The sequence below is a fragment of the Mycetocola sp. CAN_C7 genome, from assembly GCF_015752285.1.
Lineage (GTDB): Bacteria > Actinomycetota > Actinomycetes > Actinomycetales > Microbacteriaceae > Mycetocola_A.
Genome location: NZ_JADOUY010000008.1, coordinates 1 through 21562, shown reverse-complemented (window position 1 = coordinate 21562; position 21562 = coordinate 1). Strand labels below are relative to the sequence as shown.

Here is a 21562-nt window from a genome sequence, read left to right as displayed (position 1 = left end):
CCCCTCTTACTTACTGCCCGACGGTCAGAGCGAGTCGTTGCGCTCTGCCGTGTTGATCCTGGTGCCGGTCGCGGGGTCGACGCCGGTGCGGGTGGTCGTCACTGAACGACGCTTTCTGGTCATGAGCGCGATGCCGATGATGGTCACCACGAGACCGGCGCCCATGAGGATCCAGCCGATCAGATCGAGATCGATCCACTCCACGGTGACGTTGACCGCAAACGTGAGGATCGCCCCGATGGCGAGAAGAAAAATGCCCAAACCGATACTCATCGTGATTGCTCCCTTTCTGGTCGACATCCACAAGATGCCTGGTTGACCATCACACTAGGGGCATTCGCGAGAACCGTGCTAGGGGCGCTCCGTGACAGCGCGCTGGGATTCAGCCTGTGGTATGGCCCCCGAGGCGTGCAATGACGGCGATCAACTGGTCGAGCCTCTCCTCGGAGGTGTCTTCCGCGCCAGCCGTGCTCATGCCCAGGAGCGCGGAATTGTAGTAGAGCCCATCGCTGATCAGCACGATCGCACGGGCGAGGGTCTCGTCGCCCGTTGCCTCGGTGACGATGCCGAGCCAGCGGTCACGGATGGACGCAAGCGCTGTGCTGGCTCGAGGGTCGGACGTCTGCGCGAGACGTGCGGCAGCGATGAGAGCACGGTCGAACGCGGAGCCCACATTCACCGAGGTGCGGACCATGTAGTCCACCACACCGGCCGGAGCAGCCTGCATCAGCACGACGTCTTCTTCGGTCAGGGCGAGAAGGCGATCGATGAGCCCCTCGGTGAGGGCATCCTTCGACCCGAAGTGATAGAGCAACCCGCCCTTTGACACGCCCGCCCTGGCGGCGACCGCCTCCAGGGTGGCGCCCCGCTCACCGGATTCGATGAGGAGGTCTTCGTAGGCGACGAGGATGCGGTCGCGAGCGGAATCGGGGCGCGGCATCCCGCCATCGTAGCGAGAGGAGGAAAGCGACATGTTGCAACTATACCGTCCAGTCGGTACAGTAGAACCGCCAATCTTCGAACCCAAGGACTCCGGTCGTGACCGCTTCAGCAACCGCCAGCCACTCTGTGGTCCCTCCCGACCGGGTCGGCGCTCGCGGATGGGCGGCGCTCGCGGTGTTGATGCTGCCGGTACTCCTCGTCTCCGTCGACAACACGGTGCTGAACTTCGCGCTCCCGGCGATCTCCGAGGATCTGACGCCGAGCGGAACCTCGTTGCTCTGGATGATCGACATCTACCCGCTCGTGCTCGCCGGCCTGCTCGTGTCGATGGGGAGCCTCGGCGACCGAATCGGACGCAAGAAGCTGCTCCTCATCGGTTCGGCGGGATTCGGGATCGTGTCGGTCGTCGCAGCGTTCGCTCCGTCAATCGAGTTGCTCATCGCAGCGAGGGCAGCGCTCGGGTTCTTCGGCGCCATGCTGATGCCGTCGACCCTGTCCCTCATCCGCAGCATCTTCCTCAACCGGGAACAGCGTCGGCTGGCGATCGCGGTGTGGGCGAGTGGATTCGCTGCCGGAAGCGCACTCGGACCGGTGATCGGCGGCATCCTGCTCGAGAACCTCTGGTGGGGCTCGGTCTTTCTCATCGCGATCCCCGTGCTGCTGCCCCTCTTCGCCCTTGCCCCCTTCCTCGTGCCCGAGTCTCGTGACCCGCACCCGGGCAAGCTCGACGTGCCGAGCATCCTCCTGTCTCTGGTGACGATGCTGCCCGTCGTGTTCGGGATCAAGCACATCGCCACCGACGGAATCGACGTCATCGCGATCGCTGCCATCGCGATCGGGCTGACCGCCGGCGTGCTTTTCGTTCGCCGCCAGGGCCGCCTCGAGACGCCCATGCTCGACATGGCGCTCTTCCGTCAGGCATCGTTCAGCGGCGCAGTGCTGATCAACCTGCTCAGCGTCACCGCGCTCGTCGGCGGACTGTTCTTCGTGTCACAGCACCTGCAGCTCGTGCTCGGGCTCTCACCCCTCGAGGCAGGGCTCGCCCTCGTGCCCGGCCTCGTCGTGATGATCATCGCCGGTCTCGTCATCGTGCCGATCGCCGCGCGGGTGCGTCCGTCGGTCGTTGTGCCGTCGGCTCTCGCCTTCTCGGCGTTCGGCTACGGAGCCATCGCGATCACCGGGGGAGACGTCGACGTTCTCGGCATCGCCCTGGCATTCGTGGCGCTGGGTTTGGGTATCGGAGCGGCTGAGACCGTGTCGAACGAGCTCATTCTTGCCAGCGCTCCGGCCGAGAAAGCCGGAGCAGCGTCTGCGGTGTCCGAGACCGCATACGAGCTCGGTGCGGTTCTCGGCACCGCCATTCTGGGGTCGATCCTCACCGCCTCCTACCGGAACAACGTCGTACTGCCGGCCGGACTCGACGCCGAGCAGCAGTCCGCTGCGGGAGAAACCCTCGGTGGTGCTGTCTCCGTTGCCGGCGAGCTTCCCGGTCCGGCCGGCAACGCGCTGCTCGAATCGGCACGGATGGCGTTCGACAGCGGTGTCGGCTTCGCGGCGTGGATCGGTTTCGCGCTGATCGTCGCAGCCGGTGTCGTCGCCGGAGTGGCCCTGCGCCGCGTGCGTTAGAGCACAGCCGTCGCCTGCGCCGCCCCCGCTGTCGAGTGAGGTCACCGGGCATGCGACGCGTGCGTCGGGCCCAGACGCCGGGCGATAGGCTGAACGGGTCTGAAATCCCACACTCGTGCCGAAGATGGAGCGTTCATGTCGCGTCAGGTCAAGCTTGCGGTCATCCCCGGAGACGGGATCGGCCCCGAGGTCATCGCCGAGGCCGTCAAGGTACTGGATGCCGCAACGGCCGGCAGCGATGTCACCATCGATTCGACGGAATTCTCGCTCGGCGCCGCGCGATTCCTCGCGACGGGCGACGTGCTCACCGATGAGGACCTCGCGGCGATCGGCACTCACGACGCCATCCTCCTCGGAGCGGTCGGCGGCGTGCCGGGCGACCCGAGACTGGCCGACGCGAACATCGAGCGCGGCCTGCTGCTGAAGCTCCGTTTCTCCCTCGACCACTACGTGAACCTGCGCCCGACACGCATCTACCCCGGCGTGCCGAGTCCGCTCTCCGACCCGGGAGCCGTCGACTTCGTCGTCGTGCGTGAAGGCACCGAAGGCCCGTATGTCGGCAACGGTGGTGCCATCAGGCAGGGAACACCGCACGAGATCGCGAACGAGGTGTCGGTCAACACCGCATACGGAGTCGAACGGGTCGTCCGGTTCGCGTTTGCACAGGCATCCGCTCGCCGTGGTCGCCTCACTCTCGTGCACAAGACCAACGTGCTGACGTTCGCCGGGAGCCTCTGGCAGCGGATCGTGCGTGCAGTCGCCGCCGAGTTCCCCGCCGTTGCCGTCGACTACCTGCACGTCGATGCGGCGACCATCTTCCTCGTCACCGACCCTGCTAGATTTGACGTCATCGTCACGGACAACCTCTTCGGCGACATTCTCACCGACCTCGCCGGCGCAATCAGCGGCGGCATCGGCCTGGCGGCCTCGGGCAACATCAACCCCGACGGCACCTTCCCGAGCATGTTCGAGCCGGTCCACGGATCCGCCCCGGACATCGCCGGACAACAGGTGGCCGACCCGACCGCCGCCATCCTCTCGGTGGCCCTCCTGCTCGAACACCTCGGTCTCGCCGACGAATCAGCAGCGGTCACCCGCGCGGTCACCTCCGACATCGCTGCCAGGACCGGCAGCACCCGCTCGACGGCGGATGTCGGGGATGCGATCGTCGCAGCACTCGGCGCACACTAGATTCCCTCAGTCAAAGGAACGAACATGACCCTCGCAACCGAATCCTTCCCCCTGGCATTCGAACAGCGCCCCACAGCGTCGGCCGTCGAAGAAGCGAAGCGGGAAGAGATCCTCGCGAACCCCGGATTCGGCAAACATTTCACCGACCACATGGTCGCCATCGACTGGACGATCGACGACGGCTGGCACGATGCCCGCGTGCAGCCGTACGGACCGCTCCAACTCGACCCGGCATCGTCGGTGCTGCACTACGGCCAGGAGATCTTCGAGGGGCTCAAGGCGTACCGGCACGCCGACGGCTCGGTCTGGACCTTCCGGCCGGACAAGAACGCCGAACGGTTCCAGCGGTCGGCCCGACGTCTCGCACTGCCCGAACTCAGCGTCGAGGATTTCCTCGAATCACTGCGCCAGATCACCGCCGCAGACATCGACTGGGTTCCGTCCGGAGATGACACCAGCCTCTACCTGCGTCCGTTCATGATCGCCAACGAGTCGTTCCTCGGTGTGCGCGCCGCCCAGAAGGTCGGCTACTACGTGATCGCAAGCCCCGCAGGGGCCTATTTCTCCGGTGGTGTGAAGCCGGTCTCGATCTGGCTGTCGACCCAGTACACCCGGGCGGGTCGCGGCGGAACCGGAGCGGCGAAGTGCGGCGGCAACTACGCGGCATCCCTTCTCCCGCAGCAGGAAGCCGCCGAGAACGGCTGCGCACAGGTGCTCTTCCTCGACGCCGAAACCGGCGCTCACATCGAAGAGCTCGGCGGGATGAACATCTTCTTCGTCCACAAGGACAAGCGGATCGTCACGCCGGAGCTCACCGGCAGCATCCTCGAAGGTGTTACCCGTGACAGCATCATCCAGCTCGCTGAAGACCGCGGCTACACGGTCGACCAGCGCCCGGTGACCGTCGAGGACTGGCGTAGAGGAATGGAGTCCGGCGAGATCACCGAGGTCTTCGCCTGCGGCACCGCAGCGGTGATCACGCCGATCGGCGAGCTGAAGACGTCCGAATTCTCGATCGGCTCCGCCGACGCCGAACCGGGGGCTCTCACGATGTCTCTTCGCCGAGAACTCACCGACATCCAATACGGTCGCGTCGACGACCGTCACGGCTGGCTCGTGCGACTCGACGGCTGACACCGGGCGCGCGCTCGACACACCGGCTAGGCTCGACTCGTGAAAATAGCGCGATTCAGTTCTGACGGTGTCATCAATTTCGGGATCATCGACGAGTCAGACCTCGTCGTTCTCGCCGCCGACCCGATGTTCGGCGGGTTCGACACGACCGGCGAACGGGTGCCGCTGGCGGATGCCGTACTCCTCGCCCCGGTCATCCCGCGCTCCAAAGTGGTCTGCGTCGGCAAGAACTATGCCGATCACGCCAAGGAGATGGGGGGGGAGGCTCCCGCTGAGCCGCTCCTGTTCCTCAAACCGAACACGTCGGTGATCGGGCCCAACGACCGCATCGTGCTGCCAGCACTGTCTGAGCGTGTCGAGCACGAGGGCGAGCTCGCCGTCGTCATCGGTTCGGTGGCGCGGAACGTGCGCCCCGAGGATGCCGAGAGCGTGATCTTCGGCTACACGATCGGCAACGACGTGACTGCTCGCGATCTGCAGAAGAAGGACGGCCAGTGGACCCGGGCGAAGGGCTTCGACACCTTCTGCCCGCTCGGCCCCGTCATCGACACCGAGTTCTCCTTCGACGGTGCGACGATCGAGACGCGCGTGAACGGTGACGTGCGCCAGCAGGCTCCGCTGTCCGACATGATCCACTCGGTCGCTGACATCATCGCCTACGCTTCCGCGGTCTTCACCCTGCTGCCCGGCGATGTGATCCTCACCGGGACGCCCGCAGGCGTCGGGCCCATCGTCGCCGGAGACACGGTCGAGGTAGCGGTCTCCGGACTCGGCATCCTGCGCAACACCGCCGCCTGACGCTCATGAGCGGGGGCGCAACCGGAGCCACTGAGCTCGCCGCACTGCAGCGCCGCACCGTGTGGCTGCTGTCTGCCGGTCAGGTGCTCGGCGGATTCGCGATCGGGGCGACTCTCTCGCTCGGAGCCCTGCTCGCCGCCGACATCTCCGGATCGGATGCCTGGTCGGGGATGGCAGCGACGATGTCGACGCTCGGCGCCGCTCTCGCGGCGATCCCGCTGGCCCGGCTCGCGGTTCGCAGCGGGCGCAGAGTCGCGCTGAGCAGTGGAGCACTCGTCTCAGCGATGGGTGCCGCGCTCACGATTGCCGCGGCATCCGCCCGCAGCTTTCCGCTCCTGCTGCTCGCTCTGGCACTGATCGGCACCGGCTCCGCCGTCGGGCTCCAGGCCCGATTCGCGGCGACCGACCTCGCGACCGACCGCACCCGCGGCCGGGATCTCTCTTTCGTCGTCTGGGCGACAACCCTCGGTGCCGTCGTCGGCCCGAATCTGCTCGAACCCGGCGATGCGATCGGCCGGATCTTCGGCCTCGTGCCGCTCAGCGGTCCGTTCCTGTTCGGCATCACGGCGCAGGTGCTGGCCGCTGCCGTGTATCTGATCGCCCTCCGGCCTGATCCGCTTCTTCTGGCACGCGCAATCGGTGCGTCAGCGGATGCAACGGCGAAACCGGCGATCGCCGCACACGAGTCACGTGCACGTGAACGGTTCGCGATTCTCACGGTGGCGCTGAGCCACGCGACGATGGTCGCGGTGATGTCGATGACCCCGGTGCACCTGCTTCACCACGGGGCGACACTCACCATCATCGGCCTCACCATCAGCCTGCACGTCGCCGGGATGTTCGCGCTGTCGCCTGTATTCGGCATCCTCGCGGACCGTGTGGGCCGGGTGCCGGTGATCCTCCTCGGCCAGGCACTCTTCGCGGCTGCCCTCGTCACCATCGCCCTCGGCGCGGAACAGACCACGGCCGTCACCGTCGGCCTGATCCTCCTCGGGCTGGGCTGGAGCGCGTCGACCGTCGCCGGGTCTGCTCTCGTCACCGAGTCGACGGCACCGCTCCGCCGCCCGCGGGTGCAGGGCATCACCGACACGCTGATGAACCTGTCAGGAGCAGTGGGGGGAGCGCTGGCCGGCCCGACACTCGCCCTCATCGGTTTCAACGGTCTCGCTGTCGCCGGAGGAGCATTCGTGCTGGCTGTGCTCGTCGGCGCCGTGCTCGTCAGCCGCCGTCCCGCGCCCTGAGGCTGCGCAACGGCTAGGATTGCCGGTGATGTCAAGCGCAACTACCTCCCTCTTCTCAACGGCCACCGGCTCCGACGTTCGCGTCCGATTCTGCCCGTCGCCGACCGGCACACCGCACGTCGGTCTGATCCGAACAGCCCTGTTCAACTGGGCGTACGCGCGGCACACCGGCGGCAAACTCGTCTTCCGGATCGAAGACACGGATGCCGCCCGCGACAGTGAGGAAAGCTACGGCCTCATCATCGAGGCACTGCGCTGGCTGAAGCTCGACTGGGACGAGGGGGAGGGCGCCGGGGGAGACCACGGCCCGTACCGCCAGTCGCAGCGGTCGGACATCTACCGCGGTGTCATCGACAGGCTGATGGAAGCCGGGCACGTCTACGAGAGCTTCTCGAACGCCGAAGAGATCGACGAGCGCAACGCCGCCGCCGGTCGCCCCAAACAGTTCGGCTACGACAACTTCGACCGTGACCTCACCGACGCTGAGAAGGATGCCTTCCGCGCCGAGGGACGCCAGCCTGCGCTCCGACTGAAGGTGCCAGACTCCGACCTGAGTTTCGACGACCTCGTGCGTGGTGAGATCACCTTCCCAGCCGGCTCATTCACCGACTTCGTCGTCGTCCGCCCGAACGGGCATCCGCTCTACCCCTTCGTGAACCCCGTCGATGACGCGCTCATGGGTATCACCCACGTGCTCCGCGGTGAAGACCTGCTGCCGTCGACGCCGCGCCAGATCGCGCTCTACCACGCGCTCATCGACATCGGACTGACGACCTTCGTGCCCCGGTTCGGTCACCTGCCGTATGTCATGGGCGACGGCAACAAGAAGCTGTCGAAGCGCGACCCCGAGTCGAACCTGTTCCACCACCGCGACCGCGGGTTCATCCCTGAGGGGCTCGTCAACTATCTGGCGCTGCTCGGCTGGGGTCTCTCCGCTGACCGCGACGTGTTCTCGCTCGACGAGATGGTGGCGGCGTTCGACGTGGTCAACGTGAACCCGAGCCCGGCGCGATTCGACCTGAAGAAGGCGGAGTCGATCAACGGTGACCACATCCGCCTGCTCGATGTCGCCGACTTCGCCGAACGCACCATTCCGTATCTCGTGGCCGAGGGCATCCTCACCGAGCCGCTCAGCGATGAGCAGCAGACGATCCTCACGGCGGCCGCGCCGCTCGTGCAGGAGCGCATCGGGCTGCTCGGCGAAGCGCCTGGGATGCTCGGCTTCCTCTTCACGGATGTCGCGGGCATCGAGTACCAGGAAGACGCCTTGAAGAGCCTCCCGCAGAACTCCGACGAGGTGCTCACGGCATCCGTCGCCGCACTCGATTCGGTCGCCGAATCGGACTGGAACCACGAGAGCGTGCAGGCGGCCCTCGCCGCGACGCTCATCGAGGGACTCGGGCTCAAGCCGCGGATCGCCTACGGCCCACTCCGCGTCGCCGTCTCCGGTCGCCGCGTGTCACCGCCGTTGTTCGAATCGATGGACATCCTGGGCAAGTCGGACACGCTCGCCCGTCTGTCGCGGCTGTCGGCCCACCTGGCCGCATGACCGCGCCAGTCGATGTCGTCGTGGTCGGCGGGGGACCTGCAGGTCTCTCGGCTGCGCTGAACCTCGTCCGTGCACGCCAGCGTGTGCTCGTGCTCGACGGCAACCGGCCTCGGAACGCCGCCACGCTGCATTCGCACGGGTTCCTTACCCGCGACGGGATTTCACCGCTTGAACTCCGGCGGATGGGACGCGACGAAGTCACGTCATATGCCGACGCCGACGTGCAGTTCGCCCTCGTCGACAGCGTGACCGCCGTCGACGGTGGATTCCGCGTCACGGCATCCGGCGTGCGTGGCGCGCCCGACCGTGATGTCACCACGACGCGCGTCCTCGTCGCCGCCGGGCTCCGCGAGACCTTGCCGGCGATCGGCAACCTGCGGGCGTACTACGGCACTGCGCTGCACAGCTGTTACGAGTGCGACGGTTACGAAAAGGCCGGCGAAGCGCTGGGCGTGATCGGCGAGACCGACGACCTCGTCGAGCGTGCGCTGATGGTCGCCCTGTGGAGCGACGACATCATCGCCTTCACGAACGGGGTCGCGACAGTGACCGACGACAACGAGCGGATGCTTGCTGCCCGGGGCATCCGGGTCGAGCGTCGCGTCGTGGCTGAAATCGTCGGCGACCGAGGTGAGCTCACCGGTCTTCGACTGGAGGACGGCGAGGTCGTGCCGCGTACTGCAGGCTTCGTACGCCCACGCTGGACGGCGGCTCTGGACTACCTCGGCGCTCTGGGCGCCGACACCGACGAGGACGGTCTGCTCATCGTGGATGCCGCCGGACGGACGTCGATTCCCGGCCTATATGCCGCTGGCGACATCACTCCGCCAGGGCCCGAGCAGCTCATCGTGGCTGCGGGGGAGGGCGCTCAGGTGTCTGCGACGATCATCCGTGACACGGTCTTCGCGGAGGCTCGCTCAATTTGAGAGTAAGCCGCCGTTAGGCTACAGTTGACACTCGGCCGGGGCAATGCTTTTGGCCATTGGGGTATGGTGTAATTGGCAACACGGATGATTCTGGTTCATTTGTTCTTGGTTCGAGTCCAGGTACCCCAGCAGTAGAAAACCCTCGCTCATGCGGGGGTTTTGTTGTGTCCCGGTAGATTCGGACCTGCCCCGACGCAACCGGGCTGATCACAGGGTTTTTGTCACAGTCTGCGCGGTCGGCAGCCCCGGGCCCGGGGTCTGAGGTCTCGTGACCGCCGCCGCGTTCCTTCGGCGTTTCATAGGAACGGCACCGCATAGCGAGGCTGCCTGGCGTTCTGTGGGGAAGGGACACGTCGGGTTGAGGCACACCTCACGCGTTTGCGAACGCCTCAACCGGCTGGGTCTCAGTTCCGATCAAATGCGGCGCTACGAGAATTTCGGGAAACTCAGCATCTGGAGCGGAGAATCTCGCTACGGCACCACCTGCCTGCTCGTAGCCCACCCCGTCCAGGGGTTGAACGAGGGGATCTGGGCCGAAGGGTGTTCCGCCGAAGGCCGTGATACTGTCGCTGACCTCCCGCTGATGGGGCCCGGCGGTCTGACCCGGTTCGTGCTCAACGGCGACCACGTCGACGTCTACACGTGGGTGAGGGTCGCGGACCCGAGCCCGCCATGAGGGTAGCGGGGCGACGCGCCGCTGGCCCGGTCGAATGAAACCTTGGCACCATGGGCAGAAATGCACCGAAAACCGAGTCCAGGTACCCCGCAGTAGCAGAAACTTTACAAACTGCATCAGACTAAATCAGCTCCGAAATCCCGGGGCCGTGACGCGTGCTCCTGCATAATCACGCCGAAGCCACACGTCAATGGAATAACCGACAGGGAACACTTGTCGTCACGTTCCTCATCGGTGGTCATCCATTCTCATCGGTTCTAGCTCCACTTTTCGTCGAATAGACGTCGATTAGCGTCGAATGAGCGGCGACCGACAAAAAGCAAAAGCCGCCCCCCGGAACGTGTTCAGACGAGGCTTGTCTTCGTGCTTCTAGCGGCTTATCCGTTCGGTGATGTTCCGCGCGTCAGGCGCGTGGATGTCTGGTTCGACATGCGCACTGATTGTCGTGCCGACGCTTCGGTGTCGCAGAATCCTCTGGGCGACCGTGATGCCGTGAAGGAGGCTGCCGCGCCAGGCCGGACCCCTCCCGCTGCGAGCTGGATGAGGAAGAGCTCCGGTCAGTCGACAGACTCCGAAACGAGCTGCGTCGGACTCGAGCAGGTCCCAGTCGGTTCGTCTACGATCGGAGCACCCTAGGTTAGGCAGCGACGCATAAGGCGTATCTAGACGGTGCGGCGAGTGAGCGTGTGCGGAGCATTTCACCATGGGCGAGAAACTGGAGAAAGCCTTCGTGCCCGTCTGAGCGAAGCGGTCGTAGCGTGGGGCACGAGAGAGAAGGGTGCTGATGGACGAGCAATGGATTGTGCGGCGTGTCCCAGGTAGTGTCGCCGAAGCGACGGCACGACTTCACAGCGCGCTGCGGAGCCGCGGGATCACGGTGTTCGCGACCATCGACCATGCCGCCGCTGCCCGGTCGGCGGGCCTTGAGATACCCGATGAGTTGGTCGTGCTGTTCGGGAATCCTGCCGTCGGGACCGGGCTGATGATGGACGATCCTCGAGCGGGGATCGATCTACCGATGCGATTGCTGTTGTGGGACGAAGATGGAGCGACAAATGTCGGTTACCGCGACCCAGTCTCACTCGGCACGTTGTACAAATTCTCCATACATGCAGGTGTGCCCGAGAAGCTCTCCGAACTAATGAAACAGCTCGCGTCCGAGCTGGAAACATCTGTGCAGTCGTAGTTTTTTCGGTGGCGCGCGACTCTCAAGATTGTAAATCGCGATCGCAATTAAGTCCGCAAACTTCCCTATGCGGTCTTCTGTGCCAGCGGGCAACGGGCGTAGTGCGAGGGAACCAACAATCACAGCGCCCCAAAGACGCCCTCCCACGAAGAAAGGTGCGCCGACAGCGGACTGCGTCCCCGCTGAACGCTGAGAGGCGCCGATGTCACCGCTTACGGGAGCGTCGTCATCCACCCTCGCCGGCAACCCGGTCTTCCGTATTTGAGCGGTGACGCTTGTGCCTTTCGAACTCAACCGGGATCCGGTCGATATGCCGGCTTGTAGCGGCCCCCAACTTGCGAATGTGGCTGTGTCAGCAGCGTCGTATTGAAGCAATTTCGCACCCTGAACATGAACGACGCGCCCCAGCTCCTCTACAACTGCAGCGAATACGTCGTCTGGAGTGGCCCCCCGAGCCACCAATTCGGCGACCCGCAAAAAGCGCTCTCTCGTCGGAGACCAATTCTTGGATCTCCGCTTAGATGCGGCTGTTGGCGATGGCGGACGCAATGAGTTCGTTGAAGCCCGTGAGTCTGGATTCTGTCTCAGGTGGTAACGGCTCATTCCCAACGGCGTGGACGAGTATCGCCCCCCACCTGATTGCCTACCAGAATCGGCACACCGACAGAGGAGGTGATGCCTGATCGTTCAGCGGTGGCGTCGGTTGGGACTTTCGTCTTCGAAACCTTGCGGTCGTCTCGCGCTGGGGCACAGGTAGCTTCGACCCGACGGGCAAGGCTGTCATCAGCCAGCTCCCAGCGGTCGAGGTCAACGATGCCGTCCTCCTGGCTTGCCCAAGCTGCCACCACTCCTGTGCGTTCTGCGCGCTCGAAATTGGAGTATCTCTAAGTAGTTCGGACCGAGCGCTGCAGCCTCGTGGCGGGCGATTGTCTCGAGCACGACCCTCGACGAAGCACCATTCGCGAGAAGCCCGACAGCCGCTCGGAGCGCCGCTGGTTCACCACTGGGCGCATCATCATCGAGAGACGACATCTGCGTGCCTCCTTCGAATAGAACTATGCTTCGCCGTATAGTTCACCTCCAGAACCCGGATATGTCGAGAGGCGGGGCACACGCGGCTGGCGCATTCGCTGCGTGAACGGACGTGTTGTCGGCCATGGCCGAAGGACGATGCAATCTCGGTATCAGCTTGGCCCTTACATTGTCGAAGGGTCCAGCTCGATAATCGCCATATGTCTTTAGGACAAGCAGGCGAGGCTGCCCTGCCTCGGGTGATAATCGTTGACGACGACGTGTTGTTGCGGGAGGGACTGACGAGCTTATTGAGTCGGGCTGGCTTCGATGTCGCCGCACAAGCCTCGGATGCAGAGCAGTTGCTTGAGCTCATCCGAATGCGAGCACCGGACCTACTGATCATCGACATTCGGATGCCCCCGACTCACACCAGAGAAGGGCTGGATGCCGCAAAAGAGGTCCGTGCGGCCTTTCCCGAGATCGGAAATCATGGTGCTGTCTTCATATGCGGAGGTGGAGCACGCCATCGACCTCTTGACCAGTCGTGGATCTCATCCGGGAGGCCGCAAATGCAAGTGTCGGCCAATAGACGCAAAAGAAACAAGGTGAAGGGGTTGCGATATGAAGTTCTTCCGAATGGGAGCGGCCAACGACCGACCATACGTCTCAGCGGTCATTGCTGACGGTAGGTTCGTGTTCGTATCCGGACACACCCCGATGCGTGGCGGGAAGCTTTTCACCGGGCCGATCGGCATCCAGACCACTGTCGTACTGGAAAACATCGCCGCGGTTCTGGAGTCAGCAGGCGCATCTTTTGAAGACATCGTCCGATGCGGCGTCTATCTCGCCGATCTTGCCGACCTCGCCGAGTTCAATGAAGCATACGTAAGCGCATTCGGCGCGCGGCTACCTGCCCGAACAACGGTCGGGGCATCTCTTCCCGGCTACGGAGTAGAGATCGACTGCATGGCAGTCGTGCCGCAGGCTTAGCCTGGTCGTCCTCGTCTCGAGTTCGTTTGTATTCGAGTCTTCCCAACAACTCAACAGCTCGAGTTCAACGGGCAATCGGCCGCAGGCTCGGGAAGGAAAAGTCATGCAAGAAACGCCACAGGTTGCGCCTACGCTCACACGAATCAGCTTGGAAGACACACCAAGTCCGGCCGCCGGATGGCGCACCCGGCGGCAGTCATGAGCACGCAGTACGGCTGCATCGCCTTCACAGACGACGTACGCCGGACACAGCAACACTACGGCAGCGCCGAGTTCTACACGCGGGTGGCGGAACGAGGTAGCGCCGCGGAGGGCCCTGACCCGCTTGGGCCCAGAGAAAAGAAGTTCCTTGGTGAACGAGACGGTTTCTACCTGGCGACAGTCGGGTCGGGTGGGTGGCCCTATGTCCAATTTCGTGGAGGAAGACCAGGCTTCATCAAGACTCTAGATCCGAACACCATCGGATGGGCGGACTTTCAGGGCAACCTTCAACATGTCTCGACTGGCAACCTCGTGGGCGACGAACGGGTGGCGTTCATAGCTGTTGACTACTTGACTCGTCGACGTCTCAAACTGTTCGGCACGGCGAGGGTTGTGCGCACGGAAGACGAGCCGGACCTAGTCGCTTCGCTGGCCGTGAAAGATTACGACGCAGTGATCGAAGCCGCCATCGTCGTGACTGTGGCGGCTTACGACTGGAATTGCCCTCAACACATTCCTCGGCGGCTCACGGTGGACCAGGTCGAGGAACGACTAATCCCCCTTCGTGACCGCATCGCAGAATTGGAAGCCGAAAATGCGACGCTACGATCCCAGGCGCACTGACCCACTCGAGCGGTTGGACAAAGAAGGAATGCCAACGACCCGATGTGGCGGCGAGGCGGGGCAATGAGCACGCCCGCAGCCATCGGTTGGATCGTGGCATTCGTGCTGGTAACTGTCGCCATGACAGGACTGGGTCGACGCATCGGCTGGCCCACACCGCTGATGCTTGTTGGCATCGGTGGAATCGCCTCCTTCATTCCGGGGGTACCCTCGGTTCACGTTGAGGCGGAACTCGTACTTTACGGGCTCCTTCCGCCGCTGTTGTTCGCTGCAGCTCGCCAGACCTACTTCCCAGACATTCGAATCCGACGGGACACCATCCTGATTCTGTCGGTCGGCACGGTGGCAGCGACGGTTGTTGTAGTTGGCTTCACCGCGGCGCTTTTGCTTCCCACCATTGGGCTTGCTGCAGCATTTGCCTTTGCCGCTGTGGTTGCCCCGACCGACACAGTGGCGGTCACAGCTGTGGCGGGACGAATCGGTTTGCCGCGCCGCGTGATCACAATCCTCGAAGGAGAAAGCCTCCTGAACGACGCGGCAGCCCTGGTTGCTCTAAACGCGGCCATTCTTGCCATGGCCGGAATCCTGACACCCTGGTCAATCGTCGGTGAATTCGTTCTCGCGGTGCTGGCTGGTGTCGTTCTGGGCGCGGTCATCGGATGGCTTTTGTCGATGATCCGCTCGCGGATTCGCTCCGCCGTTCTCGACACCAGCCTGGCTCTGATCACTCCATATCTAGCGTTCTTGGCGGCCGAGGCGATCCACGGCTCCGGCATCCTCGCCGTGGTAGTCGCCGGACTGATCCTCGGGTACTGGTCCCCGCTGATTCAAACGGCCGAAGCAAGGACTGCCGAGTCGGTCAATTGGCGCACCGTACAGTTCATCCTCGAAAACGCAGTCTTTCTTTTCATCGGGATGAATCTCTCTGGCATCGTGGCTGGCGCAGCGCGTGCCGGATACGAACTCGGGACATCCACCCTGATCTGCACCGTCATTCTTCTAGCGCTTGTGATCGCGCGATTCGCATTCGTGTTCACGGTCGCATGGGTGTTCCGCGTGGGGCCGGGTCGACTTCGCGAACAGAACGTGGAGTGGAAGAACGCTCTGGTTATCTCATCAGTTGGCGTCAGAGGTGTGGTTACCCTTGCGGCAGTGTTTCTGCTTCCTCCGGACACAACCGATCGCGAGTTTCTTCAGTTCCTTGCTTTCGTCGTCGTAGTCGCCACGATATTCGGGTCAACTGCCATATCTGGCCTAGTGCGTCTTCTCCACATAGAGCCACCCAATCCCGCCCAAGAGCGCATGGAGGCGCAAGCACTGCTGTCCGAGGTTCGAGCAGCTGGACTGATGCGACTGGAAGCCGAAATTTCCGAGTCAGACGATGAACGAGTCGTCTCACAGTTGCGAGCGTCTTCAGCCCTGGCCGCGTCCTCGCTTCAACGTCAACACGAAGATCCCACCCAGGAGTCCCTTTCAGACAGTCATAGGCGCCTGCGTCGTCACATGATTCAAGCCGAGTGGGAAGCGACCATCAAGGCACGTTCCCAACACCGCTACCCGGAAGCAGCAGTCATAGCCGTGCTCCGAATCATAGACGCCGAGGAGGCCGCCGTGCGCACAGCAGCGGAGGAGCAAGAACTGACTCCGCGGGACGGGCGGACGTCCTCACGTCATCAACGCCGGCCTGAAGACGATATCTCCGAGGAACGGACAATACCATGACCGCGCGCGAGCCGGATGCTGCCGCGGCCCAAGCGAAAATGGATCCCGTTCTGGCGGCTTTAAGTCGTTGGTGTGGATATCGAACCCTTCATGACACCGCTCTAGCGGCGGACGTATTCCAGATAAACCCGCCGCCAGATTGGTGCTGATGGTTACGCCAGACGCTTCTCGAAGCAGGAGGAAAAAGGGATGGCGGTTGCGTATGGCTCGTACACCGGAATGGGTTGATAACCAAGTCTTAAGTAAAGAGCCACAGCCTCGGGCTGCTCATCTCCAGTTTGAAGAATGACGCGCGAGGCGCCGTTGCGCCTGGCGATTTCTTCGATCTTCGCCATAAGCAAGCGAGCGACCCCTTTGCCGCGTTCGCTCTCGAGAACCACGACGCGCTTAACTTCCCACTCGCCGTTCAAAGAACGAAGAGCTGCATGGCCGACCGGTCCAGATTCTTCCGAAATCGCGATTACGGTTGCTAGCACGTCATCTGGACTCATACTCAAGGCGTTGAGAGCAGCTTCCCGGTCTGGGCTCGATTGCAGATGGCTTGCGTACCGGCGGTAGAGGTCTTCCTGTAGCACCTCTCGGAGCGATACAGCCCGATCATCCGCCCAGGGGACGGCTTCTATATTTATCTTTTTCATGAAGCTCTCTTTTTCGCGCTGTGAATCACACGAAGCCATTGCTCACAGCCCAGACGTGATCGTACAAATTGTATCTGCGCGATCTTGGACCGTTGCGGTGCCGGGACCGCGGGACCAGCGAACTGGGAAGACATTGTGCCCACGGGCCGCTCGGGTGCATATTTCAATCCGCCACTTGGGAATCCGGTAAGGCACAAGCGTTTGGCCATCGAAAAGGTCGACCTTATTGGAGCATGCTCGTGAGCTGGCGGCGCGACGAAATACCGAGCTTCCGGAAGACCTTACTGAGGTGGTATTCCACCGTCGACGTGGTGACGAACATCTGTTCTGCAATTTCAGCATTCATTGCGCCGGCCGCCGCCAATCGGGCTACTTGAGTCTCCTGAGAGGTCAGTCCTAGGCTCAACTGGAGAGTATCGACTGTCGACTGGTAGCCGGTTGCGAGCAGTTCAGAACGAGCACGGGTCGCGAATGCCATCGCACCCATAGCTAGGAACATGTCGTGCGCGGTGGTGAGGTGCAGCCGTGCATCCCGTCGCCGCTTTCGCCGCCGTAGCCATTCTCCGAAGAGAAGGTGGGCACGTGCCAGCTCGGTGTGGACAGATGTTGCCGCAAGATGCTCGATCGCTTCCAGATAGTACGTCTCAGCTTCCTCACCTGAGGCGATTAGAGCCCGCGATCGTGCCAGCATGCCGTTCGCCCAAGGCGTCCCGCTCGCGCGAGCGCGTTCACTCAGCCGGTCTAGCGCCTCCTGCGCGAATGCGGTTTCGCCCGTTCTAGTGCAGGCCTCCACAATCTCAGGAAGGATTCGATTGCCGAACCCTGGCGGATCGCGTCGGAAGATTTCCCTGGCCCATCTCGCCGCGGCCGAGTAATTTCCAAGTCCTATTTCGAGTATCGTCAACCCGGACCACGAGAAGATCTCTAGGATCTCCGCGCCGTGCTCTTTGCCCCACGCTGACGTCAGAGCCGCAGTTTCGCGACTCTCTTGTTCACGACCCTGCCACGCCCGCACCTCAAGTAACACCCCCGTTGTTGCGGGCGGAGGGACGCCGATCAAAGACGAAATGTCTGCGGCCTCGAAGTAGCTCTGCTCCGCTTTGGCGAGCTGCCCCGCCAGCGCTTGACTGACGCAGAGGCCAGCGAGCGCAATACGAAGCGCGCCGAGTGCACCGTGACGGCGGCACATAACAGCGGCACGGTCGAACATCGATCTGAGAGCCTCGTCATCCCAAACATCCTCGGCCGCAAACCAGCCGAGGATGATCGAGGGAAGTTCCGGGGCGCCCGATTGCTCGTCAGTGAAGAGTTGCTTCACTGACGCCCGGAGCAAGGGGGCTGCCGTCTCGAAATCGACTGCGAGGCGTGCGGCGAATCCATCCAAAAGTAGGTCTTTGGTACTCGGCCTTTCCGGGCTGCGTGTATGAAGGACTGAAAGAGCGACGTCCGCCGGAGTGAGTCCCACGATGTAGCCCCGTGCAACAAGAGCCGCTTGTAGCGCATCGAAGAGAATCGCGCGTATCACTCCGGATTCATTTGGATCTACGTGTCGAGCAGCTTCGAGCAAGATTGCGGGGGCGTCCTTGTGCCGGGAAAAGAACACAGCGATCGATGCGCGTAGACGTTGGAGATCAACGCGCATTTCTGTGGAGCCGAGCCATGTGGCTGCCTTCTCCAAGAGCGCATCCGCCTGGACGCCATCTCCAGCAGCGAGATAGGCCTGTGCAGCGGCAAAAAGGCGGATGTTTCGGTCATCTTTGCCTGGCGAAAGTTCCGCGGCTCGCGCGAGAAAAAGGGCCTGCGCCGCCTGGCCCCCGCGCTGTTCCGCATGGACGGCGGACCGTTCCAGCTGAGCAGCAATCTCCTCGTTCGGAGCTGCTACTGCCGCAGCCCGGTGCCACGCTGTCAGGTCCGGATGGTCCTCTAAGTCGGCGATGGCTGCCAGAGCGGCATGGGAAGCTCGCCGTTCGTCTAGTGTGCCGGATCCATAGACAGCGGACCTGATAAGCGGGTGCCGGAATGCGACGCGATCGTCGACCCGTATCAGCCCTACGCGTGCGGCGGCATCCATCGACTCCGGCGAGAGGCCGATGAGTGTCGCCGCACGCCAGAGCGACGCCGCGTTCTCATCCGACATTGCCGATGCGAGCAAGAGAAGCGAGCGCGTTTGCGCAGGAAGCAATTCGACCTGGCGTTGAAAATAGTCGATCAGTCCAGAGCCGATGAGCAGCCGTTGAGGGAGAGGCAGTTGACCTTCCAACTGGCCAGGTGTCAATTGTTTGACGAGTTCAACCAATGCGAGCGGATTGCCGCCAGTCTCGGTCACCAGGCGCGCTGCGATTGAAGGACTGATGTTGTGCGGCGTGATCGCGTTGAGCAGCGAGCTGGCGTCGGACGTGCCTAGACCCGCCAGGTGATGCGTCGCAAGACCATCGAGCACCTGTAGTTCCGGTTGGTTTTCTCTGCCCGCGAAGACGAAACCGATGCCGTCAGCATGGACGCGTCGCGCGACGAAAGCGAGTGTCCCCAGCGACTCTCGGTCGAGCCATTGGGCATCGTCGACCACACAGATCAGTTGCTGCTCAGTGGCGGCGTCCGCCAGCAAGCTGAGAGTTCCAAGTCCGATGAGAAGTCTCGCGGGCGGGGATCCATCGAGCATGCCGAACGTGATGAGTAGAGCGTCGCGCTGAGGGGTGGGCAGCCGGTCGATTCGATTGAAATGCGGTTCCAGCAAGCGGTGGAGTGCCGCGAACGGCAGCCGGACTTCTGACTCGAGCCCAACCAGGTGGATGGTTCGGACACTCTCTGATGCCTCGTGTAGGCATTCCAGCAGTCGGGTTTTCCCAACCCCAGGGTCACCCAAGAAAACGACGGCACCGCTCAGTCCGTTTTCTATCAGAGAAACGAGATCGTCTAGATTCCGGCGCTCCTCGTGGCGGCCGAAGAATGGTGCCGCATCAAAATGCGAGGGCGCCATGTGGTTGGTCATCGGTTGGTCCGGTGACGGATGGCGTTCTCGCTGAAGTTCATGTCAGGAATCGTTAGCTGAACACATTACCGGTCCGCTCTCGGGTGACGGTTGGGAGCTCAATGCTAACCGCGGCGCATACCAGGAGCAACAACTACGGACATTGCTTCACGACTGGGGCTGTCCCGGATTCGAAGGACCGGCCTCGTGTGGTGCTGTTGGTTCAACCGGTTGCAAGCGACACGCACAGAGGCCGGGATGCTGAAACGACGATGGCTGAGGCCTTGTAGAGCAAAGGAGAAGACGACAATGAGCACGATCTCCACCGACCATGGAACCGAGATCTACTATAAAGATTCGGGCGAGGGGGGCACTATCATGCTCTCGCACGGTTGCACGCTTACGGCCGACCCTGGAACGCCCCATGTACTCACCGCCACTACACGGCTCAATTTAACGCCGACCTCCTTGGATTCGTCGGGAGCTGAACGTGTCGCAACCTGATGACTCACAGACGACAAGCGATAGCGCTAAAGCGGTCTACAGCATCGTGGCCCTGGAACTGCTGCAGGACGAGGACGTCGATGTCGACCTGACTCCCAGCGGGCTTCTCGTTCACGGGAAACTCTTCGCATTCCTGCACGGCTCTGAACTAGTGGTCGACCTGCCGGTAGAACGAGCTCAGGATCTCCGTATCCGCGGGGTTGCTGAGGCGTTTACCGGCGACGGGATCACTAGTCGCACCTGGGTGCGCGTGAGTGACCGTGAACTCTGGTCAGAACTCGCCCGTGAAGGGCATCAATTTGTCGGTGAACCCGCTGTCGGACGTCAATCGTGATCATTCCGTCGAAATGCGATAACACGCCAGGGTACGTGGCTGGAGCGGTCCACATCATCTCGAATGACACGGGCTCGCTCGGTTCGCGGTGCGCTGCGCCTACCGCGACGGTGTGGGACAAAACCGAGCGTCGACGGCGCGACGATTGTCTTCGCGTGATAGCAAGAATGGCAGGGAAGTGATCCCGAAGATCGGTCGCTGGACGTCACGCTGGTCAAATTCGTTGCGAGGAGAAAAAGGAGGACAGCATTGACGTCGATCTTAGGAAGCTGCGCTACTTTGTAGCAGTTGCCGAGTGCTCGGGGTTCAGACGCGCCGCGGGTGTGCTTCATGTCTCTCAGCCGGCGTTGACACGGCAAATCAGATCACTTGAAGTGGAGATGGCGGCAAAGTTGTTCACGCGCTCCGTGCGCGGAACAGAACTTACCGACGCCGGGCGGCAACTTCTCGAGGACGCAGAGCCTCTCTTGCAGTCCGCCGGCCAGCTCAGGGACAGGATAGCTGAGGCAGCAATCCGCATGCCCCTCATCACGGTTGGTTTTGACCGGGGTATAGCTGTTGCTCCAATCGTTAGGGAGTTCAGCGAACAACACGGTGCAGTGGAAGTCGACCTAATGAGCGTCGAGCCCGAAGACCCGACCGAACTGATGCGAAGCGGGATGGTCGATCTTTGCTTCGTTAGGCAACCTATTGACCCTCGTGATCTCCAATTGATTCCCCTCTACGAAGAGCCGCGAGTCGTTGCGATGCCCGCCGACAATCCACTGGCCCGGCTGGACTATCTCGAGATCCGAGACCTACTCCAGCTTCGTCTTCTTCAGGACGCGGAGGCGGTCCCCGAGCTCACGGCTTTCTACGCTCCAGGCGGCCATCGTGCGCAGCCGCGAAGGCTCACCCGGAGTTACTCAACTGGGTCAATGCTCGAGGCAATGGAGCGCGTAGCAGCTCGACACGGCATCGTTGTCTTGCCGGCATCGATGGCCTCCCTTTATGCCCGAACCGACGTGGCATACTGTCGGGTGAACGGGCTCGAGCCGAGTGTTGTCGTGGTCGCCTTTGCCCGGAATTCTCCAAGCCGGGACGTTCTGGCGATGGTGGACGTGGCCGTGCGTCAGGCTTCGGCCGTCTTGGTGGGCTGACGTTGGGTGAGTCGGAACGACGCGACGCCGAGACGAAGGAGACAGCCCAGGCGACCTCGCCATCGGTGACGTCCCGCTGAGTGGTGGAATTTCTCGACACCGTGCGGGTCAGTGCTTCTAGCTTATGCGGCGGCGAGTTCTGGGAGGATCACCGCCTCG

The 21562-nt window shown here is 62.8% G+C and carries 19 protein-coding genes and 1 tRNA gene; 15 read left to right on the top strand and 5 right to left on the bottom strand.

Annotated features, from left to right (window positions below; all coding sequences use genetic code 11):
- Positions 1-24: 24 nt before the first annotated feature.
- Together IWX78_RS14890 and IWX78_RS14885 are read right to left on the bottom strand one after the other, a co-directional pair.
- The gene (locus tag IWX78_RS14890) at positions 25-273 is read right to left on the bottom strand and encodes a DUF6458 family protein (RefSeq protein WP_196834428.1); all 249 of its coding nucleotides are present in this window, start codon (positions 271-273) and stop codon (positions 25-27) included.
- Between the two features lie 109 nt (positions 274-382).
- Complete coding sequence (locus IWX78_RS14885) at positions 383-973, bottom strand: TetR/AcrR family transcriptional regulator (RefSeq protein ID WP_334684770.1); 591 nt, start codon at positions 971-973, stop codon at positions 383-385.
- 65 nt (positions 974-1038) lie between these two features.
- On the opposite strand from IWX78_RS14885, the gene IWX78_RS14880 reads away from it, so the two are divergent.
- From IWX78_RS14880 to IWX78_RS14840, 9 genes are all read left to right on the top strand, one after another.
- On the top strand, positions 1039-2568 hold the full coding sequence (locus IWX78_RS14880) for an MFS transporter (RefSeq protein WP_334684769.1): 1530 nt from the start codon (positions 1039-1041) through the stop codon (positions 2566-2568).
- Positions 2569-2703: 135 nt separating this feature from the next.
- Positions 2704-3759, top strand: coding sequence for a 3-isopropylmalate dehydrogenase (locus tag IWX78_RS14875; protein WP_196834427.1), 1056 nt, complete (start codon positions 2704-2706; stop codon positions 3757-3759).
- A 24-nt stretch (positions 3760-3783) separates the two neighbouring features.
- Complete coding sequence (locus tag IWX78_RS14870) at positions 3784-4893, top strand: branched-chain amino acid aminotransferase (protein WP_196834426.1); 1110 nt, start codon at positions 3784-3786, stop codon at positions 4891-4893.
- A 39-nt stretch (positions 4894-4932) separates the two neighbouring features.
- Positions 4933-5691, top strand: a complete 759-nt coding sequence (locus IWX78_RS14865) for a fumarylacetoacetate hydrolase family protein (RefSeq protein ID WP_196834425.1) — start codon at positions 4933-4935, stop codon at positions 5689-5691.
- 5 nt (positions 5692-5696) lie between these two features.
- A complete protein-coding gene (locus tag IWX78_RS14860) occupies positions 5697-6932 on the top strand; it encodes an MFS transporter (protein WP_196834424.1) in 1236 nt (411 codons plus the stop codon).
- Positions 6933-6960: 28 nt separating this feature from the next.
- Positions 6961-8481 (top strand): glutamate--tRNA ligase, encoded by a 1521-nt coding sequence (gene gltX, locus IWX78_RS14855; RefSeq protein ID WP_196834423.1) that lies wholly within the window; start codon positions 6961-6963, stop codon positions 8479-8481.
- Positions 8478-9407: an NAD(P)/FAD-dependent oxidoreductase gene (locus IWX78_RS14850; RefSeq protein WP_196834422.1), complete on the top strand. Its 930-nt coding sequence runs from the start codon at positions 8478-8480 to the stop codon at positions 9405-9407. Before gltX ends, IWX78_RS14850 begins: the two co-directional genes overlap by 4 nt.
- Positions 9408-9464: 57 nt before the next feature.
- Positions 9465-9536, top strand: a tRNA-Gln gene (locus tag IWX78_RS14845).
- 1331 nt (positions 9537-10867) lie between these two features.
- Entirely contained in the window at positions 10868-11269 is a 402-nt protein-coding gene (locus tag IWX78_RS14840) for a DUF302 domain-containing protein (protein ID WP_196834421.1), read from the top strand.
- Here the strand turns inward: IWX78_RS14840 and IWX78_RS16470 are convergent.
- The gene (locus IWX78_RS16470; protein ID WP_442929260.1) at positions 11222-11872 is read right to left on the bottom strand and encodes a GAF domain-containing protein; all 651 of its coding nucleotides are present in this window, start codon (positions 11870-11872) and stop codon (positions 11222-11224) included. The two genes, IWX78_RS14840 and IWX78_RS16470, sit on opposite strands and share 48 nt — an antisense overlap.
- Before the next feature lie 629 nt (positions 11873-12501).
- Here IWX78_RS16470 and IWX78_RS16465 point away from each other — a divergent pair.
- The 4 genes from IWX78_RS16465 (at position 12502) to IWX78_RS14815 (ending at position 15820) form a co-directional block, all read left to right on the top strand.
- Positions 12502-12966: a response regulator gene (locus IWX78_RS16465; protein WP_196834419.1), complete on the top strand. Its 465-nt coding sequence runs from the start codon at positions 12502-12504 to the stop codon at positions 12964-12966.
- Entirely contained in the window at positions 12905-13273 is a 369-nt protein-coding gene (locus IWX78_RS14825; protein ID WP_196834418.1) for a RidA family protein, read from the top strand. Before IWX78_RS16465 ends, IWX78_RS14825 begins: the two co-directional genes overlap by 62 nt.
- A 198-nt stretch (positions 13274-13471) precedes the next feature.
- Complete coding sequence (locus tag IWX78_RS14820) at positions 13472-14098, top strand: pyridoxamine 5'-phosphate oxidase family protein (protein ID WP_196834417.1); 627 nt, start codon at positions 13472-13474, stop codon at positions 14096-14098.
- A 63-nt stretch (positions 14099-14161) separates the two neighbouring features.
- A complete protein-coding gene (locus tag IWX78_RS14815) occupies positions 14162-15820 on the top strand; it encodes a cation:proton antiporter (protein WP_196834416.1) in 1659 nt (552 codons plus the stop codon).
- Between the two features lie 152 nt (positions 15821-15972).
- Here the strand turns inward: IWX78_RS14815 and IWX78_RS14810 are convergent, their stop codons facing one another.
- Both IWX78_RS14810 and IWX78_RS14805 read right to left on the bottom strand, forming a co-directional pair.
- Positions 15973-16458, bottom strand: coding sequence for a GNAT family N-acetyltransferase (locus tag IWX78_RS14810; protein ID WP_196834415.1), 486 nt, complete (start codon positions 16456-16458; stop codon positions 15973-15975).
- Between the two features lie 223 nt (positions 16459-16681).
- Positions 16682-19447 (bottom strand): helix-turn-helix transcriptional regulator, encoded by a 2766-nt coding sequence (locus IWX78_RS14805; protein WP_196834414.1) that lies wholly within the window; start codon positions 19445-19447, stop codon positions 16682-16684.
- A 469-nt stretch (positions 19448-19916) separates the two neighbouring features.
- On the opposite strand from IWX78_RS14805, the gene IWX78_RS14800 reads away from it, so the two are divergent.
- Both IWX78_RS14800 and IWX78_RS14795 read left to right on the top strand, forming a co-directional pair.
- The gene (locus tag IWX78_RS14800) at positions 19917-20264 is read left to right on the top strand and encodes a hypothetical protein (protein WP_196834413.1); all 348 of its coding nucleotides are present in this window, start codon (positions 19917-19919) and stop codon (positions 20262-20264) included.
- Positions 20265-20482: 218 nt separating this feature from the next.
- Positions 20483-21403, top strand: a complete 921-nt coding sequence (locus IWX78_RS14795) for a LysR family transcriptional regulator (protein WP_334684784.1) — start codon at positions 20483-20485, stop codon at positions 21401-21403.
- Positions 21404-21562: the final 159 nt, after the last annotated feature.

Coding starts and splice junctions, on each gene's coding strand:
- IWX78_RS14890 (WP_196834428.1), bottom strand. CDS start 273: ATGAGTATCGGTTTGGGCATTTTTCTTCTCGCCATCGGGGCGATCCTC.
- IWX78_RS14885 (WP_334684770.1), bottom strand. CDS start 973: ATGTCGCTTTCCTCCTCTCGCTACGATGGCGGGATGCCGCGCCCCGAT.
- IWX78_RS14875 (WP_196834427.1), top strand. CDS start 2,704: ATGTCGCGTCAGGTCAAGCTTGCGGTCATCCCCGGAGACGGGATCGGC.
- IWX78_RS14870 (WP_196834426.1), top strand. CDS start 3,784: ATGACCCTCGCAACCGAATCCTTCCCCCTGGCATTCGAACAGCGCCCC.
- IWX78_RS14860 (WP_196834424.1), top strand. CDS start 5,697: ATGAGCGGGGGCGCAACCGGAGCCACTGAGCTCGCCGCACTGCAGCGC.
- gltX (WP_196834423.1), top strand. CDS start 6,961: ATGTCAAGCGCAACTACCTCCCTCTTCTCAACGGCCACCGGCTCCGAC.
- IWX78_RS14850 (WP_196834422.1), top strand. CDS start 8,478: ATGACCGCGCCAGTCGATGTCGTCGTGGTCGGCGGGGGACCTGCAGGT.
- IWX78_RS14840 (WP_196834421.1), top strand. CDS start 10,868: ATGGACGAGCAATGGATTGTGCGGCGTGTCCCAGGTAGTGTCGCCGAA.
- IWX78_RS16470 (WP_442929260.1), bottom strand. CDS start 11,872: ATGAGCCGTTACCACCTGAGACAGAATCCAGACTCACGGGCTTCAACG.
- IWX78_RS16465 (WP_196834419.1), top strand. CDS start 12,502: ATGTCTTTAGGACAAGCAGGCGAGGCTGCCCTGCCTCGGGTGATAATC.
- IWX78_RS14825 (WP_196834418.1), top strand. CDS start 12,905: ATGAAGTTCTTCCGAATGGGAGCGGCCAACGACCGACCATACGTCTCA.
- IWX78_RS14820 (WP_196834417.1), top strand. CDS start 13,472: ATGAGCACGCAGTACGGCTGCATCGCCTTCACAGACGACGTACGCCGG.
- IWX78_RS14815 (WP_196834416.1), top strand. CDS start 14,162: ATGAGCACGCCCGCAGCCATCGGTTGGATCGTGGCATTCGTGCTGGTA.
- IWX78_RS14810 (WP_196834415.1), bottom strand. CDS start 16,458: ATGAAAAAGATAAATATAGAAGCCGTCCCCTGGGCGGATGATCGGGCT.
- IWX78_RS14805 (WP_196834414.1), bottom strand. CDS start 19,447: ATGACCAACCACATGGCGCCCTCGCATTTTGATGCGGCACCATTCTTC.